This window comes from Fibrobacter succinogenes (assembly GCF_902779965.1).
GTDB classification, from domain to species: domain Bacteria; phylum Fibrobacterota; class Fibrobacteria; order Fibrobacterales; family Fibrobacteraceae; genus Fibrobacter; species Fibrobacter succinogenes_F.
Genome location: NZ_CACZDK010000004.1, coordinates 138,966 through 160,312, shown reverse-complemented (window position 1 = coordinate 160,312; position 21,347 = coordinate 138,966). Strand labels below are relative to the sequence as shown.

Genomic DNA, 21,347 nt, shown 5'->3' with positions numbered 1-21,347 from the left:
TTTTGGTATTTTACAAAGACTTCTAAGCCCAAACCCCAAAAATTAAGGATTAATTCTATGCTTCAAAAATTATGGAATACCTGCAAAAAATGCGGCTGCGATAAAGCCGCGGATTCCGAAAAACTTTGCGAATCGTGCAAAGAAAAACGTCGCGAATTTTGGAGCGATATCAAGAAAATTGTGGGTGTAGGCGGTGCCGCTTTTTTAGTGCTTATCGCGGGCGGCAAATTAACGAAAAAGTCCTAATTCGTTTCCCATGTCAGCACGTATCCGCGGATGGTTCTCAGTCGTTTTGTTTTGGAATCGATGGTTACGCCCCAGAATCCGGTGGATAGTTGCAAGGGAATATCGCGGTCAAGATATTTCCACTTTATCGTGATGTCGCTTTTGCCGATTGTAAAATCCTTATATTCGAGCGGCTCGACCCAGTCGGTGCGGTGTTGCCGAGAGGCTATGGAATCGGCCTCCATACGGGCTTTAAATGTCTTTTTCTGTTCTTCGGGCCATGATTCGAATACTTCGGCAATAAAGTCTTTATACATTTTGTATTCTCCCGTCTTGTCGATGTAGGGGAAAAATTTGGTTATCCAACCATTGATTTTAGGCTGCGTTCCGCTTCCTTTGCCACGAGGTACATCTTTGTAGATGCGTCTCCAAAATTTCATGTTGTATTTTTTGTCAAAAGTGTTGACAAACTCTTTGAGAATCGGATCGATTTGTTCAGCCCACCAAGGCATATCGAGAATGTTTGCCAAGTTGTCGAATGTACTTTTCAATTTTTCCCAGTCTTCTTTTGTGCCTTTGATAAAAATTTTCGGGATGCCGCACATTGTTACCGAAGTGTAGGTATAGAATTCTGAACTGATGGCCATGAGCATTGTTTTTGAAACGAATTTGTCTATAGCGGTCGAAGTGGAAAAATCGACATCAAATGCGGTCCTTGTCGTTTCAGGCAGCTTTTGATAGAGCGTGTCATAAATCTCGGTGATGTGCCTTTTCCACGCTGCTGGCGGGGCTTGCAAAGTTAAGGAATTGTCGATAATAACGATGTTTGTATCGGAACCGTCTTGAACAAATTTTTCTTTGAGTGCGTCGCGGTTGTTCTTGACATGCAAGCGAATCCCGTCCATCAGCAAAAGCCAAATGTCGTCAGGGTAAATTTCAATAGAGTGGTGGTTGGCAAATGCCATTCCGACCATGGCGACGAACGGGTGTGGAAATTTGAGGTACGCTCCGCTTATTAATTTTTGAATGTATGTTTTTTCTGTGCGTTCGTCCAGTAAAACTTTACTTCCACCAAAATTCATGATGTCGGTCTTGGCGTATTGGGGCGTTTTTTCTTTGATGTTCTTGTCCCTGACAATTGCATCCGCAAAAGCAGTTCCGAGTCCGACCGCAAAAAGTAGAGTGAAAATAAATTTATTCATGAGCTGAATATACAAAATGCGAGTCGATAAAAGCTAAGGGATTCTCGCACCATTCAACTTGTAATAGCGGATATCTTTATCGTGCGGATGGATGTGGTTTTGTGTGTTGCCTGTTGTGCGCTGTTTCGTGCCGCGACGATTCCCGTCTTGGCGAATTCTGCGAATCTCAAAAATCGATTCTGTCATCTGCGAACGATCTCGCGGAAACCAATTCTCAAGCGAGTCCAAACCCGAATTCCCGAGAACGGCCAAATCATATGCGATAACTTTTGATGCACCAGCCGCTCGTGCCGAATCCAATTGCGCGGAAAGTCTAGCGCTATCGGCAAGTGCGTGCGAATCATCGGTGCGGAACAGTTCTTGATCGACCCAAAATTCAATCCCGTATTGCGAACAAGCTTTGGCGACCGCCCGTTCGTAATTCCCGACGGTTGCAGTGCTGGCATGCGGCTTGCCTGTATCGCTAGCCCCAACGCCATCTTGCACCGCGATGACATCTGGCTTGAATCCAGCTGCAAAAAGTGATTCGAAAAACGTTTGCAATTTTTCGGGTGTTTCCAAGTTTTGGTTGTAAAACGGTGCCGCCATGACTTTCCAGCCTTTCGCTTGAGCGGACCGCGTAACAGGAATCAAAAAATGTGTTGCAAGCGCAGTTGTCGTTGCATCGACTCTGAGCCCATCCCAATAATAGCGCGCTATTTCCTGCGGTATATAAACCCCTTCAATTACGGTTTCGTTCCCGTAAAGCGCATACAGCTCGTCAAGTACCTGTAAATTTTGTGTTGCCAGTGTATCAAGTTGCGTAGCTGTTGGCGGTGTGTACCAATTTTCACCATCGTAATAAAGTCCAAGCCAAAGCTTGTTCCCGGCAGCCTTTGCCGCGTCGATGCTCTTTGGGAAAAGCTGCTTGTTTTTGTACTGCGTGTTTTGCAAAAAATCCAGCTGAGAAGGATAATACAAATGCGTCTTTTCTACCGCTGCATATTGCAACACGACTTGCTCCATGCCGAGAGCTTTCAGCCGTTTATGCATGTGGTTGATTGAATCCGCTGATTGGTAAGCCGTTGTCCAACCCGCGTCAAAAACTCCGTCAAAATTCGCTGCCGCGCACATCCCAAAACCGCCCAAAGCGAGCGCAAACCAAACATAGTAGGGGAGTTGTCGAATGGAGGACATAATAGAAATATAATCTGTTTTCTGTCTATTAAAAAAGTCCGCCAAGCTCGAAAAACGTCTATGATGGCCAGTTTGCTCGACTTCGGTAATGGTAAAAATGGCGATTGAACCCCAAAATGGTCAAAAAAGTGAAAAAGTATGTTAATAAACTGCTTGACTTTCAACGTTGTTGAAATTAAATTATAGCCTAACAAACATGGAGGAAAGGATGAAAAAGAAAATCCTATTTACGCTTTGTGCAACAGCAACTCTGGCTTCTGCAGCCGCAAACATTGATGACTTTGAAGATGGTAACGGCTTGGCAAGTACCGGTGGCAAGAATGATGCTTGGTACGCTTACAACGACAAAAATGACAAGGGTGCTTCGTCTTACACGAATACGGAAGATGAATACGGTCTTGTTGTCGTGATTCCTGAAGCTGCTGCGGGTGGCTCTGAATATGGTGCTGGTTTGACTGGAATTCAATTGGTTCAGGGTGATAATCCGTATGATCCGTATGTCGTTCTTGGTTTGAATGTCGCTGGTGGTCTTTCTGGCTGTACCACGATTTCTTACAAGTACAAGGGCGCAGGCCATAATCTTAAGGCCGTCATGGATGGTGACGAAACGGGCGGCTTGACTGAATATAACAGACATTACAAAGCTGTTGCCGGCAGCTCAAGCTGGTCCACGGCTAGTGTTAGCGTCTCGGCACTTAAACAAGATGCTGGCTGGGGTACTACGGTTGCTTTGAAGATGGCGAATGTGGTACAACTTGCATGGGAAGTCAAGGGCGAAGCTTCTGCCGATTATCTCTACATTGACGATGTGAACTGCGCCGGCTATGCTGGTGGTAGTAGCAATCCTGGTGGCGGTTCTACGAATCCGCCGAAAACGGGCACGACCACAGTTATTGACGACTTTGAAGATGGCAACACCACTGCTGAAAGTCTCGGCAAGGCTGCTTACTGGTACCTGTACGAAGCAGGTGGATCTTTCACCAATACGCAAGATGCAAACAAGTCTTGGGATATTGTTGTTAAGGAAGCTTCTAACAACTATGTCGAAATGAAGGGCATTTCTGGCATTACTCCGGGTGACACAACCTATCCGTCTGTAGGTATGGAAGTCGCTTTTGATGCCGGTACGCTTTCTGGTTGCACCGCTGTCCAGTACGATTACAAGGGCTCTGGTCACCACTTGCGTGGCTCTGTGACTGGTGTTAAGGCCGATGCAGGCTACGAACACGTTGCTGGCGATCAGAATGCCTCTACAGGCTGGAAGACCGTAACGGTTTCTACCATGGAACAGCCCGATTGGGTTGCCGAAGTTTCCCCGAGCAACATCGTCGCCTTCTCTTGGGCCAAGGTGTCCAAGCTGACTTGGGTCGTTGACGAAAAAGTTACTGCCTCGAACCTCGGAACATCTTTGGCTGTTGATAATGTGAAGTGCGTTGGAACATTGCCTACTAAGAGTGCTATTCAGGTTGGCGCAGCTCGTGCTAGCTTCAAGGCTTCTCTCCAAGGTCGCACGTTGCATGTGTCTGTTGCCAAGGCTGGCGTTGTGAAGGTAGAAGTGTTTGACATGATGGGCAATGCTGTTGAATCTCACAGCGAAAAGGTTGCTTCTGGCAGCTTCGCTCATACCTTCGGAATGCTCTCTAGCGGCTCTTACGTTGTCCGTGTGCAGCAAGGCTCTTCTGCCAAGACCTTGAAAATGCAAGTGCGCTAATGTAGTGCCGTAAGCATTAATATAATGTTGCTTTTTAAGTCACCCTCCGCGCTGGGGGTGACTTTTTTTGTGGGAGGGAGCAATAAAAAACACCGCCAATGAAAATTGGCAGTGCGCAGTCTCAATTGAGTTTTGCGATGTTATTAATAGTGGCGCTAAGGCGCCTTACTTTTCGCCTCGGTCATAGAAACAAGCGAGCTTGTTTTTGCGGCGTTCGGCTCTTAGTAATGGCGCTGAAGCGCCTTACTTTTCGCCTCGGTCATAGAAAAATGCAAGCATTTTTCTGCGACACTCGGCTCTTAGTAATTTTCTTCATGTACTTCGAAGTAGGCTTGCGGGTGGGCGCAGACGGGGCAGATTTCCGGGGCCTTCGTGCCCACGACGATGTGTCCGCAGTTGCGGCATTCCCAGACCTTGACTTCGCATTTTTCGAACACCTGGGCGGTTTCCACGTTCTTGAGGAGGGCGCGGTAGCGTTCTTCGTGCATCTTTTCGATGGCGGCGACGCGGCGGAATTTCTGGGCGAGTTCATTGAAACCTTCTGCTTCGGCGGTCTTAGCGAAGCTTTCGTACATGTCCGTCCATTCGTAGTTTTCACCGTCGGCCGCTGCCTTCAGATTCTGGGCGGTGTCGCCAATGCCTTCGAGTTCCTTGAACCAAAGCTTAGCGTGTTCTTTTTCGTTGTCGGCCGTCTTCTGGAACATAGCTGCGATCTGTTCGAATCCGTCCTTTTTGGCGCGGCTGGCGAAGTAGGTGTACTTGTTGCGAGCCTGCGATTCGCCGGCGAATGCGGCTTCAAGGTTCTTTTCGGTTTGTGTGCCTGCGTATTTATTTGCCATAAATCCCTCGTGTAATAGGTTGTTGTCATTAATATAATTTTTTTTGGAATAGTCTTCAAAAAGTTTTTCCGCTAAATGATACGATGTGTATCTTTTAGATTTTTAAATTGGAAATATATTTGAAAAATTGCGTAAATTTTGTAAAAATCTTTAATTTTGTATCATTTTTGTGTTGATTTTTATTTCGCGAATCTTTATATTTATTCATGCGAAACCCCTAAAACCCTAATATCTATAACCTATTTATCAATGCGTTCGATAACTGAATACAAAGATTATCGCCTTTACATGCAGGACTTTTACGATGAACGTAAAAGGACCGGTGCGTTTTCATGGCGAGAATTTTCAAAGCGGGCGGGTTTCAAGTCGCCGGTTTACTTGAAGCTTGTGTGTGAAAATAAGAGCAGTCTTAGTTTGGTCAAAATGGAACAGGTGGCGCATGCGATGGGTCTTGTGGGCTACGAGTTTGCGTATTTCCAAGAGATGGTTCGTTTTGGCAATGCCACAAAAGATGATGCGAAAAAAAAAGCTCTCCTGGAAATGCAAAAAATTGCTCGCGAGCACAAGGTGCGTGTCGTCGATGCAGAAGCGTTCCGCTTTTACGATTCGTGGAAAAACCCGACGATTCGTGAACTCGCTCCGATGATGCCGGGGGCAAAGCCGCTCGAAATGGCGAAAGCGTGCCTCCAAAATATTTCGGCCGAAGAGGTTCGCGATTCGCTTGCGTTCCTTGTAAAGACCGGTTTTCTCAAGCGTGAAGATGAGCATTTGTATGTACAGACTGAAAAAACAGTAATCGGTTCTAAGGAATCTGTGCCTATTGCGATTCGTGCGATGCATAAAGAAATGGCCTCGCTTGCAAAAATTGCTGTAGACAAGTTCCCTTCGGAAGAACGCCATATCACGGGGGTGACGCTAGGGCTTTGCGAAGAAGCTTACGCTCGCATCTCGCAGGAAATGGATGTGTTTATCCGCAAGGCGGTGAGTATTGCTGCGGAATACGAAAACATCAATCAAGTTTATCGACTGAATCTTCAGTTGTTCCCTTTGACGAAAAAAATGGAGGAGAAACGATGAATAAAGTAATAAAATTGGCTGTGGTGGTAGTTCTCGCTTTTATGGGCTGTTCCGATGATAAGTCTGCGGGGGCTGCGATTGAACCGAGTACGGTGGCGCAGAACAGCAGTTCGTCCGTTGCTGTAGATATCAGCAGTTCTACGGATGTGGTCAATAGCAGTTCGGATGCAATGCCATCCATAGAGTTCAAGACGGAACCGACGAAGGTGTTATCTGTTTCACGGGGCGAAGTCTCTGTCTATGCCGCAGAGCATGGTGCCGAAGCGTCGTGTTCTGTAGGCCAAAAGGTTTATACGTTGAGATTCATTATAAATGAAAATCGTTCGGTGCAAAAAATGCTGTACTTGGATAATTTCGGCAGTGATTGCGATAGTATTTTCAATTTGTTCAAACGTTCTTGCGCGCGTGGCATCTGGAATTTTGCCTCAGGAGCGGATTGTAGTGGAAATGGTCGATTGAAAGCTTCCTGCTATATAAACGAAATTGATTCTTTGAGGATGTGTATTACGCCGGGGTGCTCTGCGCTAAACTCGGATCCCGTGATGGACTTCGATGCGATAGTCAGTGATTTTGTACAAGAATCGGACGGCCTTTGCGGTGATATTCCTGTAGGCTCGGGAGCAGCGGATTCTGTGGATTATCGTCCCGAGTTGCCTTCGGGTTCTGTTGATGGTGTCGATACCATTGCAAAACGTTTATTTATTATAAAACCGAATGTTGATTCAATGGCGATGGTCATTTCAGAAAGCGAACAAGCTTTTATGGATAGTCTTGCGTGGTCATACCGCTCTAAAAATGTAAAAGATGAATATTCTGGCGTATCGCACATGGTGCATGACTATGCACAATATGAATGGACGACATCAAAAGAGAATTATTTTGTTGAAGGTACGTCGTCTCTTAATCGTTGCAATGTGGATTTGTATAGTGAAGAACGTGGTTTGGTGCGCTATTTTGATGTTTTCACGACGCTCATGTTTGATGGCGAAGCGAATCTTGAATCGACGATTCTTTATAGGGACTCCTTAATCGTGTACTTGGCTTATGGCAAAATTGGCTCTTCTGCACCTATGGTAAAGGATTTATTTCAAGCGGAGTGTGAATCATCGGCGGGGATGTATGTCGATAATTTTGTGTTCCTGTCTGAAATTCCAATAAGGGTGGCTTTAACGTGTGTTGTCAAAAACTTTTCTGGCATATCGTTCGAATCGATTGTTGGCCAACAGCGCAACCTGTGCAAAAATGAATATCAATTGTTTGCGGAGCCAAAATAAAATAAAAAATACTAGATTGTTCTCCGTATAGTACGGAGAACTTTTTTATGGCTATTTATAACAACATTCTCGAAACGATTGGCAATACGCCGCTGGTGCGCATCAACAAGCTCAACAAGGGCGAGGCTGAAGTCTATGTAAAGCTCGAAATGTTCAACCCGCTCGGTAGCGCAAAGGACCGCGTGGCGCTGAACATGATTAATCGTGCTGAACAAGAAGGCAAGCTCAAGCCGGGCGCGCTCATCATTGAGCCGACGAGCGGTAACACGGGTGTGGGCCTTGCTTATGTGGGGGCCGTCAAGGGCTACAAGGTCGTGCTCACGATGCCGGATTCCATGAGCATGGAACGCCGCATGCTTTTGAAATCGCTTGGCGCCGAAGTGGTGTTGACAGAAGGTGCAAAGGGCATGGCGGGCTGCATCGCAAAGGCGAACGAAATCGCTGCCGCTAATCCGGGGAGTTTTATTCCGCAGCAGTTCGACAATCCCGCAAATCCTGAAGCGCATTACCGCACGACCGGTCCTGAAATCTGGCGTGATACGGAAGGCAAGGTGGATGTGTTTATCGCTACCGCAGGCACGGGCGGAACCGTAAGCGGAACGGCAAAGTTCCTTAAGGAAAAGAATCCGAACATCTACGTGATTGCTATTGAACCGGACGATTCTCCGATGATTTCTAAGGGTGTTGCGGGCCCGCATAAAATCCAGGGCATCGGCGCAAACTTTGTTCCAAAGAACTACGACCCGAAGGTGGTTGACGAAGTTTATTTGACGAGCACGCAAAAAGCGGGAGATGCCGCTCGTGCTGCCGCTGCCGAAGAAGGAATCTTTGTCGGGATTTCGTCGGGGGCCGCTCTTGAATGCGCCCTCACCGTCGCCAAGCGCCCGGAATTCAAGGGCAAGCGCATTGTGGCGCTCTTGCCGGATACTGGCGAGCGTTACCTCAGCACCTGGCTCTGGAACACGTAATTATCATTACGGACGCAATGTCACCCCGGATTAAGGTTGGTGAGCCTGCCGAACCATTCCGGGATCACCTTACACACTCGTCATCCTGGAGCGTAGCGACGGGATCCATTATTTCTTGAAAGGAAAATGCCGACTCTCGGTGAGCCGGCATTTTTATTAAGTGAGGAACTCGTTCAGAAGCTTATTTAGAAAGCATCTTGCCGTTAAGCGTTGCAATCCAATGCTTGTCTCTAGCCTTGGCTGGAACTTCCAAAGTGGTCTTTCCCTTTTCGATTCGGGTCTTGTACAAGACGGCGCCGTTCAAATCGATAATGGCAAATGTTCCACCGATATCTGTATTGACTTCGAGGTAATTGCCAATGACGACAAAGAAGTTCGTCGGAGACAGTCTGCTCAAGTCATCAAAGCGGATACCCAACGGAATGGAATCTTTATTCTTTTCGTCTTGTTCCTTTTGCCAATCGGGTTCGTGAATAATGGGTTCGGTAACGATGGCTTGTGCCGGTTCCTTGAAACCAAGCTGTTCGTCCATCCACTGCATTCTTTCTTTCATCTTTTTGCGGAGATGTTCGACTTCGCCGTCCCAAGTTGTTGCATTGTAGCCACCCATGGCCATGCCAAAGCCACCACCACTGCTGTTGCAGAATTTCATCGGCTGTGGATCAGGATCGTTTTGACCGCTAGCCTTGCCCAAGTTCGGCCAACGCTTGAAGTTTCTGTCGGCAGCGCTCTTCAGGTACGTCTTCATGGAATCCAAGTAGAGGTCTAAAGTTTTGGTGTGCCAAACGCCACTGCGGAGTTCTGCCCAACGAGCCTTCAGTTCTTTCTGGTAATCGGCGTCTTTCCACATTTTCAAGAGCCAGTTCGGAGCCTTCAAGGAACTTCCCATCATGCCACCACCGCTCTTCATGCTGTTTTCAATTTGCCAGCCATTGCCTGAGCTGCTAAAGCCACCCATGCCGCCGCCAAAGCCGCCACCGAAGCCACCGCCCCAGCCGCCGCCACCCCACATGCCGCCGCCACCGCCGCCTTGGCCGCCACCATTTTCGGGCTGGCTGCCATTGCTCATAGCGAGGTTGAAGTCCCATGGAGGGCCAAGTGTAACTTTGCCTTCTTTGAGTTCTTTGCCATTCTTGCCACCCTTATCTTTGGGTTTGTACAAGAAGAAGCTGCACCAATAGGAGTCAGCGTTGTTGGTGACTTCCTGGTGCAAAACGTAGTCAACAGCAGAGCCAACATCGACATACTTGTCGTAGCCCTTTCCGCTACCACCATTCTTGAACAAGCCTTCAAGATTGTTCAAATATTGTTTCAGGTAGTTTTCCTGCTGTTTTTGAATGTTTTCTTTCTTGGGGTAGTGCAAAATGACGTTCAAGCCGTCAGAAGTGCTAAATCCTTCCTTTTCAATTGGGCCACTGCCTGCGCCACCGGTGTTGGTTCCGGTCTTGTCGAATGCCCAAATGTAACCGCCGGTAAGGCTATCGCCTGCAATGTCGGTTTCTTTTAGCTTGCTTACGTCAACGCGGTACTTGCCACGTTTGATTTTTTCGATGAGCACGTACACGCCGCGGTAAACGCCGTTGATGTACAAGTCAAAATGCTTGGTGCGCGGGCTGTAACGGCCTGCCTGTCTAAAAAGCCAATGAGCAAGAGCATTTCGGAGCATACTCTTGTCAACATAAGGACCGTGGAAAACCCAGTCGTCTGCAGGCGGAAGGTTGAACAAACTTACGTCCATGCCTTCACCCGTTGAATCGCGGACTTCTACGCCGTAACCCGGTTTGGGGAACATGGCGGAGGACTGGCCTCTGACCTTGATTCCAATGTTGTAGAACGTGCCTTTAGCACTGTCTGCCACATTGTTTGTTTTCCCGTCCAGTACTCGCATGGTTGCGGGAATTTTTTCGGTGACTTTATTATCGAGGCATTTACCCTTGGTGTCCACGAAGACTATGGGCAAATCGTAAGTTTGCGCTAGAGACATTCCTGCTGCAAAACAACATGGTAATATGATTTTTTTTAACATAAAGCTATCCACACTCCTTATCCATCCCACCTAAATATAAACGCACCTCTGTAAAAGAGGTGTGTTTAATTCTGTTTACGCGTTGTTTGTGTTTACAATCTTACAACGGCGATTTTGTCTCAAAAAAAGGACTTTTATGCCTTTATGCGCAAGCGGGCGTATTCGTAAAGGCCAAGGGATAGTGCTACGGAAGCATTGTAGGAATGAGCTTCGGGTTTCATCGGGATGCGGAGTACGGCATCGCACTGCTTTTTGATGAACGGGGGGAGGCCTACGTCTTCGCCGCCGACAGCAAGAACAACGTGGTCGGCAAAGTCAAAGCCGGCGAGGTTTGTTTCGGTGTCGGCATCGAGTCCCAAAATCTGGTAACCGGCCATCTTGAGTTCGCCAATGGCGCCTTCGAGATTGTCCGGACGGCAGATGCGGAGCTTTTCGAGGGCTCCTGCAGAGGTTCGGGCGACGCTCGGTGTGATGCCGCACATTCCTTTCGCGGGGAGGAGCAGAATATCGACACCCAGGGCAAGCGAGCTACGGATGCAGGCGCCAAGGTTACGCGGGTCTTCGATGTTGGTTGCAACGGCGATAAGTTTCTTTTCGCCAGTGTCGCGGGCCTTGAAAAATTCTTCGCGGACGTCCATCCAGTTGAGCAGTTCCTTCTCGTTCATGAGAGCCACAACGCCGTGGTTCGGGCGGGCATAGCTATCGAGAATCTTGGAATCGACCTGCTGAACGTGCACGTGGGCGCGTTTGGCAAGCTTCTGGAGTTCATAGAGCTTCGGGTTGCCGGACTTGTGCATGAAGAGCACGCGGTGGACCTGCAACGGGCTTTTGTTCAGAAGTTCTTCGACTTCCTTGATGCCACCGACGGCGACTTGCGGTGCTGCATCGGCATCGCCAACTGCGGGCACGAAGTTTTCTTGATTGGCGCGACTTTTGTCAAATTCGCGGCGCTCGCTGTTGAAATTGCGACGGTCGTCAAATGTGGGGCGGTCGCTTAAGCTATGATGTTCTGCGCGTTCTTCGAAACGGCTCGGACGGCTGGCGAAATTCTCGCGGTCGCGACGGAGATGAGCCTGGCTTCCGATGCCACCACGGCGTTCTGTAGCGCGTTCGCCAAAACTGCGGCGTTCTGGACGTTCTCCAAAGCCGCGATTTTCACGGTCACTGTGCGGTGCGGTGGCTTCGTCCGGGTGTTCGCGGTTGAACCTGTTTTCGTCAAAATTCGGGCGCGGGGAGCGGCCAAAATTGCGCTTGCGATCGTTGCCAAAACCGCGACGGCTGTCGTCATTGTTGAAACTCATTTTCGGAATCTCCGTGAAAAAATTTTAGTAACTAGTTAATAGAATTTAGTTACTAGTTAATAGTTAGTAGTTACTAGAGATTGCAATATAAACATTTCTAGTAACTAGTAACTTAAAACTCGCAACTGCTGCGAAGCGGTCTCAGTAACTAGTAACTCGGAACTTCAAACTCAACTTAAAATTTAGCATTCGCATGCTGTTCAAAATTTACATTCGTAGAATTTGCTCGTCTTGTTGCGTGCTAGTATCTTTCTCTACAAGCAATTACCGTGTGCATCTTCACGTCGGTTTCTTTTTGCTCAAGCGGTTCTTTGGAAAGCTGTGCCGGAGTCATGATGCCTGCTTTGAACGAATTTGGGTATTTGGCGAGGAACCTGTCGTAGTAACCCTTGCCGTGCCCTTGTCTGCTACCGTCCCAGTTGAACTTGACCCCGGGGACCAGGAACACAGGAATGGCGCCTTCGAACTTCTCGATACCTTCGCGGGGCTCCATGATCCCATAGTGCCCCTTGACCAAGTCCTTCTTGAGGTTGCTTATTTTGTAAAAATTCATGATGCCGTTGCCCTCGCATTTGGGGAGCAACAGGCGACCTTCGATTGCTAGTTCTTCAAGAATCGGCATGATGTTTGGCTCGCCCTTGAGAGGATAGAACGCGGCGATGTTCCTCGCATCGTGGTAGCCCGGAATGTCGTGGATTTCTTGCCACGGTTCTTTGATAATGTCGTCGCCTTTTTTCATGCGGCGCATTTTCAAAATCATCTCGACAATAGGACTGCTGCCGAAGATCAGCAGCACGAGGATTACGATTACTATGGACGCTGCCATTTAAAACCTTTATTCTTCTTCGCCAATGCGCTTTGCAGTGGGCAATTTGTCACGCAGAATTTCGTTCCAAATATTTTGTTGCCAGTGCATCAGGTGCGCATCTTCGTAGCGGGTCTGCCAAGGAATGTTGCCCGGAGCGGCAAGCCAAATCAATTGCGATTTGTTTGCAAGGAGCGCTGCATCGATTTTCAGCTCCTCGGCTTTCTCATCACGCCAAACTTTGAGTGCGCTGAGCAAATCCGAGTGCGGAATGACCGGCGGTGGTGGAGCCTTGGGGAGTCGCATGGGCCAATCACATTCAGGTTCGGCAACTGCTTCGCGGAGCATGTTGAGGAACGATTCCAAACGGTCTCCCTTAAAGTTGCGGGGGAGTTTTGGCAAGAATTTTTCGTTAACTTCCGGGAAATGCGAATTTTGTGCGTTAACAATCGCGAGCATAAGCTCTGCTTGCATTACCTTGTAAGGCGGGCGGTCGAGTTCCTCGGCCTGCTTTTCGCGCCATTCCCACAAGTGCTTGAGAATGTTCAATGCACACGGCCCGTAAATACTGGAGCCCGTAATGCGCCATGGATCTTTTTTGGGAACATTCGGTGCCTTCGCATGCTCGATGAGTGCGTTGCATTGTTCCGTAAGCCAGCACATGCGTCCGGCTTGTTGCAATTTTTCAGCTAATATCGCACAAAGTTCGTGTAGATAAAATGTGTCGTGGATGGCGTATTCGCACATGTCCAGCGAAAGCGGTCGAATCGTCCAGTCGGCTCTCTGGTTTTCCTTTTTGAGTTCGTCTCCAAAATATTCTTTGACCAAATCGGCAAGCCCGAGGTGCTGTTCTCCCAAAATCTTTGCGGCAAGCATCGTGTCGAAAATGCTCTTCGGTGAAAAACCGTACGTCTGCCACAAAAGTCTGAGGTCGTAATCTGCACCATGGAAAATCAGCGTCTGCATTGCACGTGCCTTGAACAGCGGTGCAAGGTCCAGCCCACAAAGCGGGTCCACAATATAATGGTGTTCGCCAATGGTAATCTGGATGAGGCAGAGACGAGCCGTGTAATGGTACATGGAATCCGCTTCGGTATCGACTGCGGCCATGTCGTATTGCTCCAAATCTGCAAGCAAATTTGCCAGCGATTCTTCGCTATCTACCAATATGTATTTCTCGTCTTTCATCATTTGGAAAAGAAATGTAATTAAAAGAAACGAAAAGTGTATCATACCGTTGCTGAATTGCCTAAAACATGACATATTTCAGCGGCAAAGGATGTTTTTCGTTAAAAAATTTGAGCTTTGAAATGTTATTCAATGTTTTTGGGCGATTTTTACGTAAAAAGAGTGTGGTTTCGTGGATTTATTACGTAAAATTTGTGATAAATTAATCGAATTTGCGCCAAAAATAGGGGATCCGTTGGTTTTGACGTGCGAAAATGGTAGGTCTTCGTCCTAAAAGTACTTTTGGGGGCTGATTTGGAGGCGTTTTTCGTAAAATTTTGAATTTTGTTACTAACAAACTAAGAATTTTACGTAAGATTTGGGATCTTGATGCGTTTTTTACGTAAAAAAACGGCGTTTTTTCAAATTCGGCTTTTTTTTGAATTGTTAATTTGTATATTAAAGTGGTTCCTATATCAGTTCTTATATCCCTTTTTAAATCGTTTCGTTTATGAAATTGCCGTTATAGTACGGCGAGGGTATTTAAATGAACATGATGAAAATAGATGGGTGCGCACTCTCTGTTGATTGTATTTTGTCTCAAGCTCAAAAAAGAATTGATGAACTTCAGCAGGTTATTGATTTTTTGCAGATGCAATTGGAAAAGGCTCCAGAGGGGACTCTTTACAGCACGAGCAGTCATTCTCAGGCGCAATGGCAACGTATTGTGGGGTCGAAGCGCTCTTATTTGTCTAAGGGCAAAACGAAATTGATTCGAGCTCTTGCTCAAAAGAAATACAATACTTTGCTTCTTGATGATTTTAAACGGCAAAGGAGCGTTTTGGACCAATTGGTGAATTCCTATGTTCCGCAAAATGGTGAAAAAATTTTTATGTCCATGGGGGATAGGTTGCGAGAACAAATTGTGCCGCTAAATATTCCTGATTCGGATTTTGCGGATCTATGGCAGAGCTTGCGCTATAAGGGGAAAACTATTGAAAATACTGGGCTTTTGACTGCAAAGGGGGAGTGCGTTCGCTCAAAATCAGAGATTATAATTGCTGATGTTTTAGCAAGCTTAGGCATTCCTTATCGCTATGAGTTTCCGCATGAGTTGAAATGCGTGGAATCATCGCGTTGCGTTAAAGTCTATTCTGATTTTACTTGTTTGAATGTTCGTACTCGAAAAGAGTTCGTGTGGGAACATTTTGGAATGATGGATGATGCTGAATATGCTCAAAATGCCGTTGTGAAAATTGAAATGTATCAGAATAGCGGGTATTTCCTTGGGGACAATTTCATATTTACGATGGAATCTCGTGATAAACCATTAAATTCCCAAATGGTGCAAAAGCTTGCAAAAAAGTACTTGGTGTAAATAAAGTAATTTTTGGCCTTGCAGAGCTGATTCTCATTTTTTGACGTTTTTTACGTAAAAAGTGTGCGATATCGTGCTTTTTTTACGTAAAATTTATAATAAGTTAAGTGAATTGAGCGTCACGAATAGGGTTTTCGTGGGTTTCGGCATGCGAAAATGGTAGGTCTTCGTCCTAAAAGTACTTTTGGGGGGCTGATTTGGAGGCGCTTTTCGTGAAATTTTGAATTTTGTTACTAACAAACTAAAAATTTTACGTAAGATTTGGGCTTCTGGGGCGATTTTTTACGTAAAAAACAGCGTTTTTTCAATTTCGGCTTTTTTTTGTGCTGTGAAAATGCGTTTTGAACCTGCTTTGTCGCAGATTTGCGGAGCTTTGCAATTGTATTACGATTGCGACTTTCTAAAATTTCCTAAATTGCACCCCATGAAAAAGATTTCTCTTACCGGTATCAAGCCGACGGGTACTCCCCATCTCGGCAATTATGTGGGCGCTATCCGCCCGGCTCTTGAACTTACAAAGACTTATGACACGGTCTATTTCATTGCGGACTATCACGCTTTGACGACAGTGCAGAACGGCGCCGAAATGCGCGCGAACATTTACAAGGTTGCAGCTACTTGGCTCGCTCTCGGCCTCAACCCGGAAGAATCCCTGTTCTACAAGCAGAGCGATATTCCTGAAATCTTTGAACTTAGCTGGGCTCTCAGCTGCTTCACGCCGAAGGGCTTCATGAACCGCGCCCACGCTTACAAGGCAAAGGTCGAAGCCAACACCGCTGCTGGCGTTGATGTGGATTCCAACGTGAACATGGGTCTTTACTGCTACCCGTGCCTCATGGATGCCGACATCCTCATGTTCAGCGCCGACATCGTGCCGGTGGGCAAGGACCAGAAACAGCACGTCGAATTTGCTCGCGATATCGCTATCAAGTTCAATAAGCACTTTGGCGAAGAAGTGTTCACCGTTCCGGAACCGGTTTTCCAGGAATCCACTGGCGTTATCCCGGGTCTTGACGGCCGCAAGATGAGCAAGTCCTACGACAACTATATTGACATCTTCCTCGAACCGAAGGCTCTCAAGAAGCGTCTCGGCAAGATCGTGACGAATTCCCAGGGCATCGAAGAACCGAAGGATCCGGATACTTGCAACGTGTTTAAGTTGTACAAGCTCTTTGCAACACCGGAACAGACCGAAGCTCTTGCAGCCCGCTATCGTGCAGGCGGCATGGGCTGGGGCCACGCCAAGCAGGAACTCCAGAATGTCCTCGAAGAACATCTCGGTGCCGCTCGCGAAAAGTACTTCTACTTGCTCGACCACACCGACGAAATCGAAAAGATTCTCGCTTACGGTAAGGAACGCGCTCGCGCCAAGGCAAAGGTCATGATGGACCGCGTGCGTCATTTGTTAGGAACTTACTAATAAGACCGCTCGCGCCTAGAATCATATAGAAATATGTGATTGGCGCTCGCTCTCGCCGACACACCTCGTTAAATAAACCTAAACCGAATACAGCAGAATAAAGCTTGCTTGATTCTATTGTTGAGGTGCCGGTCACGGACGACCGCTCGGTGCTTGTCATGCCCGGCGGAGCCTGTCCTGAGCGAAGTCGAAGGAACCGGGCTTCTCCCTTCTGAAAAATCATTTTACAAGGCTCTCGGCTTTTCCGCCGAGGGCTTTTGTGTATATTGAACTTTATGATAAATTTCTTTTGGCAAATGCATACGCTTGGTTTTTATGGTAGTCCTCAATTGTCGGAAATACTATTCTTCGTATTCTTGGTTGCTTTGCCGCATTTGCTGAGTTTCTTGCTTGCCTTATTTTATAAGGAGTTTCGCTTTAAAAAACTTTGGCTCGGGCTTTGGATTGTAATCTTTTGCGCTTTCGTTTGCTGCTATTTTTGGGCGGTTAATAAATTTAATGACATTGACGTTGATGACTTGTTTTCGCCAGCATTGCCCTTTGTGGCGATGTGGTCCTATATCTTCTCTTTTATGGCTTGTGGATTTTTTGGCCGGGCTTTCGATGCGAATAAAATCTGGCATCGGTTGTGCGTCCCCCTTGTTGTGATTGTCCCACTCTTTATTTTTATGCTCTTTGGTTGGAGCTGGTTAGCTCATCCTTACGGCGGAATTTCCGATGAACCTTTGGAACAAGACGACTTGGCGGCCTCCCAAGATGCGGATTATGAAATGTTTCTGTCTGAATCTGTTGCGTGGGGTGATGATTTCAAAACCGTCTCCTTCCGCGAAAAGAACGATTCCGTATTTTTTAAGTTTACCTATAATATGTGTGACGATACCGATTATGATTATGCTAAATGGAAATTAAAAAGTCAGCGCGGAGTTTCTTCAGATGGCAAGTGGATTTTGCTGGATTCGAAAAAATCAGCGGTCGTCCGCAAATTGAAAAAATCTGTTGAAAATTACAGCCAGGAACTTTCCACAGATGATGTTTTGGATGGCAATGCGTCTTCGGTCGTTCTCAAAGACTACAAACGCAAAACTCGTCGTTGGCTGTATTTCCCGAATGCAAAACGTTCTCGAGTATATGATGCTGTGACGATTGAAAAGACGTTCGAAAATTTTATGCCCCCTCGTGAAACTTATACCACGCTTTCTTACTTGGAAGTCGTAAAAAGGTGCAATGGACCTCGTGACGTTTTTGTCGATAGCACCGTTCGTAGTCAACAAAATAACACGGTTGCCGAACAAGTTAAAACTCCAAATCAAAAGGATTCCTTTGAATTAAATAAATCGGAGGAAAAATGAGTGAAATTCTCAAATACTTAACGACTTTTGCAACGGAGATTCTTCCCGTAATCCTCCCGGGAATTATTTTCTTTGCACTTCGCAAACGGACGTCTTGGAAAAAGCTTTGGCTAGTTCTTGGCTTGCTTCTTCCGGCATTTATCGTGTTCCGGAGTGTCCAATGGCTAGCTTGTAAGAATGATTTAGAAATGGCAATTGAGGGCTTGCTCTTTCTCGTGTTGTATGTCTCGGGAGCTCTTATCGGGAATTTCTTTAAGACGAAGAAAGTTTTGTTTGTAATAGCAGTTTCCGTCATTGCTCTGCTTCTGTTCTTGTTTTTTAAATGGATGGTTTATCATGATTCAGAAATGTTTCCGTTTGCAGAAATTGTCGATGAACCCTTGCAGAGTGTTGAATTGAAAGTGGCGCGGAATGCTGATTACGAAATAGAAATGATCCTGGAAGATGCTTGGGAAAATGATTCCCGCATCATGGCAATCAGGGAACGGAACGACTCTGTTTTTTATCGTGCCGCCTATCGTATGTGTAGCGCTGAAAATATTGACAATGAGGGCTATAAAAAATGGGTAAAGCCGAATATCGATTCTAGCCAGTGGGCGCTACTGAGTCCCGAAAAATCTTTAATTGCCAAATCGCTGAAAAATTCTATAGAAAAATACGAACAGGAATACCACTCGGATCTTGTTAATGATGGCTATTCCGTTAGAGTCTCGTTGAAGGACTATAAACGCAAAACCTACCGCCGATTGGGCTTGAACAATGCATCCATACTTGGAATGCAGGGCGCAATGGCAATTGAAAAAATGATGTTTGATCTAATGCCCTCTCGCGAAACTTTTATTACGCTTTCTTATGATGAAGTCTCTAAAAAATGTGGTGAAAAAGAAAATGCACTGATTCAACAGGTGGAGTCGGACAGTGATAGCGCAAACGAATGATTTTTATTAAATTACAATCGTGCGAATTCTTTTTTTAGTCCTTTTGCTGATTTTGAATGTCTATGCCGAAGCCAAGGGCACCGGTTCTGCTCGTTCTAGCTCCAAGGCGAAAAAAGCGAAGTCCGAGGTAGTCGCCAAAAAATCTACACCAAAGCCCGTGGATAAATCAAAGACGACAGCTAAGAACTCAGAGGTTTCGAGTTCATCAACTTCGGAACAAGTTCCTTCTAATTCTTCGACTTCTGTTTCGACATCGCCGATTTCCACAACATCGGTTGCGACGATTTCCGAAGTTGCAGAGGACGCAGAAAATGTAACTGTCGTTCGTGATACCATCGTCGATACCGTCTACGTGATCATGCCCGAATCGGCGCACTCGCAAGAAAAGCCCAAGGTCTACAATGTACCATTGCCGCATCAGTCAGCTTTTTTAGGTGAGGGCCTTTCCGCTGGTGTTGGTGCCGGGCTTTTCAATGCTTCCAAGGATTGCGATTGCCTGGGGGTGTGGCAAGGTCAGTTGGAATATCATTACAAAGATTATATCACGGGTGGTTTTGACGTTCGTTTCTTTGGCGGAACGCTGGACAGTGATGTTATGCTCATGTACCAGCGCTATCGTTTGAATGTTCGTTTCCATCGAGGCTTTACGGGCGCTGACTTTTATATTTCTCCTTTGTTCGGATTGGAAACGACTGATTTATCGGAATTTAGAAAAGAGCTGCACGATGGTGTTCAGACTGATGTCTCGGCTGGAGGCGCATCTGATGGGGCTTCTGATGATGACGATTCTGATTCTCTTAAAATTGAAAAAAATTGCGAAAAAATGTTTGCGCTAGATGGTTTTACGTTTGGAGTTGAAGCGGGCATGGGGCTTGTTGTGTTCCGTTATCTAGGACTTACTGCTAGTGCTTCTTATGAGTTTAATTTGTCTTGGGCACAATTGGTGTCGTTTAGTCCTGGTGTAGCTTTCAACTTGCGCGAGGTTTGGCCTTGGTCGAAAAAAAATCTTCGCTCGACGTGGGTCTCTTTTGAAATGGTTTTCCAGCGTTATTTTAACCGCCATGTGAAAGAATGGGCAGTGGCTGGTTTTCTCGGTTTGCAGTTTGGCATTTAAACCATCCAACTAAGCTTTCTGAATGGATGCTGAGCTATGGGGGCGCTCGTAAACTCGCTTTGAACATCGCCCATACCTGGCATTTACTTCCTACTCCCTCCCGACTGCCTCCTGAGGATTGACGTAAAAAACGTATTTTTCTATATTATCGCCACCGAATTATTCGGAACCCTCCCAGGGCCAATGGTGGTACCTGGGCGATAGACCAAAGGGACTCATTATGAGACAATACGAAACGATGGTGATCATCGACGCTATGATCTCTGACGACGCTATCAAGGCTGAAGTCGAGACCATCGGCAAGAACATCACTAGCGGTAACGGCGAAATTCTCCGCCGTGACGACTGGGGCAAGCGCAAGCTCGCTTACACAATCAACAAGCGCCAGCACGGCTACTATGTCATCTTCTACTACAAGGCAGAAGCTGCAACAGTCGCTGCTATGGAAGCCGCTCTCAAGCTTAACGAAAACGTTCTCCGTTGGATGACCCTCGCTGATTATCCGATGAGCGAAATCGTTTACGACCAGACTCAGGCACAGACAACCGAAGAAATCATTCCGGTTGACGCAGAAGAAGGGGAGGCTGAATAATGGCTTTTGAAGATAAGAAGCAGGCTACTCGTATTCGCCGCAAGAAGACTTGCTGGTTCACCGAGAACAACGTCAAGTTCATTGACTACAAGGACGAAAAGACTCTTCGTCGCTTTATCTCTGAACGTGGCAAGATCATCCCGCGCCGCATTTCTGGCACTTCCGCTAAGTATCAGCGTATGCTGAACGAAGCTATCAAGCGTGCCCGTCAGATGGCTATTCTCCCGTTCGTTTCGGACAGCATGCGCTAATAGGAGGAACTAGACTATGGAAATTATTCTTAAGGCTAACGTCCCCCACTTGGGCAAGATGCTCGACGTCGTGAAGGTTAAGGACGGTTACGCACGTAACTACCTCTTCCCGCGTAAGCTCGCTGTTCGTGCAACTAAGGAAGCCAAGCTCGAAATCGAAAACAACCGCGCTGCTGTTGAAGCTCAGTTCCAGAAGGAACTCGCTGCTGCTGGTGACGTGGCTGCAAAGCTTTCTCAGGTTTCTGTCAACCTCGAACGCCGCGTTGTTGAAGGCGAACGTCTCTACGGTTCTGTGACCGCAGGTGACATCGCTGAAGCAATCACCAAGGCTGGTGTCAAGGTTTCTCGTGCTCAGATCGACCTTGCTGAACCGATCAAGCAGCTCGGTGTTTACACCGTGACTGTCAAGGTCTTCAGCGACGTTGAAGCACAGGTCAAGGTTTGGGTGGTCGCTGAGAAGTAACAAACCGAGAGTCGCAAGGTCAAACTAGTTTGACCTTATGACCGAGGTGCAGTTACGGACGGGTGCGTAGC

At 46.8% G+C, this 21,347-nt stretch carries 21 protein-coding genes; 13 read left to right on the top strand and 8 right to left on the bottom strand.

The window, feature by feature from the left end; translation table 11 throughout:
• The first annotated feature begins 57 nt into the window (after positions 1-57).
• Positions 58-246: a hypothetical protein gene (locus HUF13_RS03145; protein WP_173473770.1), complete on the top strand. Its 189-nt coding sequence runs from the start codon at positions 58-60 to the stop codon at positions 244-246.
• Here HUF13_RS03145 and HUF13_RS03140 read toward each other — a convergent pair.
• Positions 243-1,427, bottom strand: a complete 1,185-nt coding sequence (locus HUF13_RS03140) for a DUF4419 domain-containing protein (protein ID WP_173473769.1) — start codon at positions 1,425-1,427, stop codon at positions 243-245. The genes HUF13_RS03145 and HUF13_RS03140 overlap by 4 nt on opposite strands.
• 33 nt (positions 1,428-1,460) lie before the next feature.
• A complete protein-coding gene (locus HUF13_RS03135; RefSeq protein WP_173473768.1) occupies positions 1,461-2,603 on the bottom strand; it encodes a DUF4434 domain-containing protein in 1,143 nt (380 codons plus the stop codon).
• Positions 2,604-2,811: 208 nt separating this feature from the next.
• On the opposite strand from HUF13_RS03135, the gene HUF13_RS03130 reads away from it, so the two are divergent.
• Entirely contained in the window at positions 2,812-4,314 is a 1,503-nt protein-coding gene (locus HUF13_RS03130; protein WP_173473767.1) for a T9SS type A sorting domain-containing protein, read from the top strand.
• Between the two features lie 299 nt (positions 4,315-4,613).
• Here the strand turns inward: HUF13_RS03130 and rbr are convergent, their stop codons facing one another.
• Positions 4,614-5,153, bottom strand: coding sequence for a rubrerythrin (rbr, locus tag HUF13_RS03125; protein ID WP_173473766.1), 540 nt, complete (start codon positions 5,151-5,153; stop codon positions 4,614-4,616).
• A 249-nt stretch (positions 5,154-5,402) separates the two neighbouring features.
• Between rbr and HUF13_RS03120 the strand changes: the two genes are divergently transcribed.
• Genes HUF13_RS03120 through cysK form a run of 3 tightly spaced genes read left to right on the top strand, consistent with a single transcriptional unit; the run spans position 5,403 to position 8,472 of the window.
• Positions 5,403-6,230 (top strand): TIGR02147 family protein, encoded by an 828-nt coding sequence (locus HUF13_RS03120; protein WP_173473765.1) that lies wholly within the window; start codon positions 5,403-5,405, stop codon positions 6,228-6,230.
• Entirely contained in the window at positions 6,227-7,504 is a 1,278-nt protein-coding gene (locus tag HUF13_RS03115) for a hypothetical protein (RefSeq protein ID WP_173473764.1), read from the top strand. The genes HUF13_RS03120 and HUF13_RS03115 overlap by 4 nt, the downstream gene beginning before the upstream one ends.
• Positions 7,505-7,551: 47 nt before the next feature.
• On the top strand, positions 7,552-8,472 hold the full coding sequence (gene cysK / locus HUF13_RS03110) for a cysteine synthase A (RefSeq protein WP_173473763.1): 921 nt from the start codon (positions 7,552-7,554) through the stop codon (positions 8,470-8,472).
• Between the two features lie 181 nt (positions 8,473-8,653).
• On the opposite strand, the gene HUF13_RS03105 is transcribed toward cysK, so the two are convergent.
• The 4 genes from HUF13_RS03105 to HUF13_RS03090 form a co-directional block, all read right to left on the bottom strand.
• A complete protein-coding gene (locus HUF13_RS03105; RefSeq protein WP_173473762.1) occupies positions 8,654-10,456 on the bottom strand; it encodes a CotH kinase family protein in 1,803 nt (600 codons plus the stop codon).
• A gap of 176 nt (positions 10,457-10,632) precedes the next feature.
• Complete coding sequence (locus HUF13_RS03100; protein WP_173473761.1) at positions 10,633-11,799, bottom strand: RNA methyltransferase; 1,167 nt, start codon at positions 11,797-11,799, stop codon at positions 10,633-10,635.
• A 241-nt stretch (positions 11,800-12,040) separates the two neighbouring features.
• Positions 12,041-12,625 (bottom strand): 5-formyltetrahydrofolate cyclo-ligase, encoded by a 585-nt coding sequence (locus HUF13_RS03095; protein ID WP_173473760.1) that lies wholly within the window; start codon positions 12,623-12,625, stop codon positions 12,041-12,043.
• 9 nt (positions 12,626-12,634) lie between these two features.
• Complete coding sequence (locus HUF13_RS03090; protein WP_173473759.1) at positions 12,635-13,795, bottom strand: ribonuclease D; 1,161 nt, start codon at positions 13,793-13,795, stop codon at positions 12,635-12,637.
• 523 nt (positions 13,796-14,318) lie between these two features.
• On the opposite strand from HUF13_RS03090, the gene HUF13_RS03085 reads away from it, so the two are divergent.
• Both HUF13_RS03085 and HUF13_RS03080 read left to right on the top strand, forming a co-directional pair.
• Complete coding sequence (locus HUF13_RS03085) at positions 14,319-15,149, top strand: hypothetical protein (protein ID WP_173473758.1); 831 nt, start codon at positions 14,319-14,321, stop codon at positions 15,147-15,149.
• A gap of 424 nt (positions 15,150-15,573) precedes the next feature.
• On the top strand, positions 15,574-16,569 hold the full coding sequence (locus HUF13_RS03080) for a tryptophan--tRNA ligase (RefSeq protein ID WP_173387572.1): 996 nt from the start codon (positions 15,574-15,576) through the stop codon (positions 16,567-16,569).
• A gap of 395 nt (positions 16,570-16,964) precedes the next feature.
• On the opposite strand, the gene HUF13_RS03075 is transcribed toward HUF13_RS03080, so the two are convergent.
• Positions 16,965-17,192, bottom strand: coding sequence for a hypothetical protein (locus tag HUF13_RS03075; RefSeq protein ID WP_173473757.1), 228 nt, complete (start codon positions 17,190-17,192; stop codon positions 16,965-16,967).
• A gap of 45 nt (positions 17,193-17,237) precedes the next feature.
• Here HUF13_RS03075 and HUF13_RS03070 point away from each other — a divergent pair, with 45 nt between their 5' ends.
• The 6 genes from HUF13_RS03070 to rplI all read left to right on the top strand — a co-directional run bounded on the left by HUF13_RS03070 (position 17,238) and on the right by rplI (position 21,276).
• Positions 17,238-17,918: a hypothetical protein gene (locus tag HUF13_RS03070; RefSeq protein ID WP_173473756.1), complete on the top strand. Its 681-nt coding sequence runs from the start codon at positions 17,238-17,240 to the stop codon at positions 17,916-17,918.
• Positions 17,915-18,856, top strand: a complete 942-nt coding sequence (locus HUF13_RS03065; RefSeq protein WP_173473755.1) for a tryptophan-rich sensory protein — start codon at positions 17,915-17,917, stop codon at positions 18,854-18,856. The genes HUF13_RS03070 and HUF13_RS03065 overlap by 4 nt, the downstream gene beginning before the upstream one ends.
• Positions 18,857-18,899: 43 nt before the next feature.
• Positions 18,900-19,970, top strand: a complete 1,071-nt coding sequence (locus HUF13_RS03060) for a hypothetical protein (RefSeq protein WP_304038759.1) — start codon at positions 18,900-18,902, stop codon at positions 19,968-19,970.
• Positions 19,971-20,190: 220 nt separating this feature from the next.
• A complete protein-coding gene (gene rpsF / locus HUF13_RS03055; RefSeq protein WP_173387569.1) occupies positions 20,191-20,562 on the top strand; it encodes a 30S ribosomal protein S6 in 372 nt (123 codons plus the stop codon).
• Positions 20,562-20,813, top strand: a complete 252-nt coding sequence (rpsR, locus tag HUF13_RS03050) for a 30S ribosomal protein S18 (protein ID WP_012820327.1) — start codon at positions 20,562-20,564, stop codon at positions 20,811-20,813. Before rpsF ends, rpsR begins: the two co-directional genes overlap by 1 nt.
• Positions 20,814-20,829: 16 nt before the next feature.
• The gene (gene rplI / locus HUF13_RS03045) at positions 20,830-21,276 is read left to right on the top strand and encodes a 50S ribosomal protein L9 (RefSeq protein WP_173387568.1); all 447 of its coding nucleotides are present in this window, start codon (positions 20,830-20,832) and stop codon (positions 21,274-21,276) included.
• Positions 21,277-21,347 lie beyond the last annotated feature (71 nt).